Genomic DNA, 774 nt, shown 5'->3' with positions numbered 1-774 from the left:
GTCTCGGTCGACGGCGGCCTGACCTGGTTCGACGCCAACGACCCGGAGGGCCCGGTGGCCCATGACGGCGACGCGGTGAAGTTCCGCTTCACGGTGACCAACACCGGCAACATCACGCTCGAGAACGTGGCGGTCACCGACAGCGACTTCGCGCTCGACGGCGGCGCCGGGGACGACGACGACGGCACCTGGGATGTCGGCACGCTGGCGCCGGGGGCAAGCGACGTGCTGATCATCGACGCGACCTGGCAGGAAGGCCAGCACACGGACACGGCGACGGCGACGGGCCTTGCGGAATGCGAGGAGGTGACGGTCTCCGACAGCGACGACGCGAACTACTTCGGCGCGGCCCCCGCGATCGACCTCGAGAAGAGCTACGCGATCACGGACCTCGACCCCGGCGACGGCGAGGACAACACGACCACGGTGGACGAGGTCGGGGACGTCATCACCTACACGGTGACGGTGGAGAACACCGGCAACGTCGACCTGACGGCGAGCGATGTCGCGGACGCGCTCGAAGGGGCGGACCAGGTGCTGACGCTCGACCCGTTGACCGACGTGGACAGCGACGGCATCCTCTCGGTCGGCGAGACCTGGAGCTACAGTTCGAGCCATGTGGTGACGCAGGAGGACCTCGACAGCAACGGCGGCACCTGCGACGGCACCCTCGACAACATCGCCTCGGCGGTCTTCATCGACGGCTTCGGCGGCAGCGCCAGCGACAGCGACACCGCCTCGGTCCCGGTCGACTACGAGCCGGAGATCACGGTC

Annotated in this window: 1 protein-coding gene; it reads left to right on the top strand. The window is 68.7% G+C overall.

What is annotated here, in order from left to right; all coding sequences use genetic code 11:
- A partial coding sequence (locus N5I32_RS21215; RefSeq protein ID WP_261497900.1) for a CLIPPER-2 domain-containing protein occupies window positions 1-774 on the top strand: 774 nt, incomplete at both ends.

The sequence above is a fragment of the Albidovulum sediminis genome, from assembly GCF_025380365.1.
Classification (GTDB): Bacteria; Pseudomonadota; Alphaproteobacteria; order Rhodobacterales; family Rhodobacteraceae; genus Albidovulum; species Albidovulum sediminis.
This window is presented reverse-complemented; position numbering and strand designations above follow the sequence as displayed.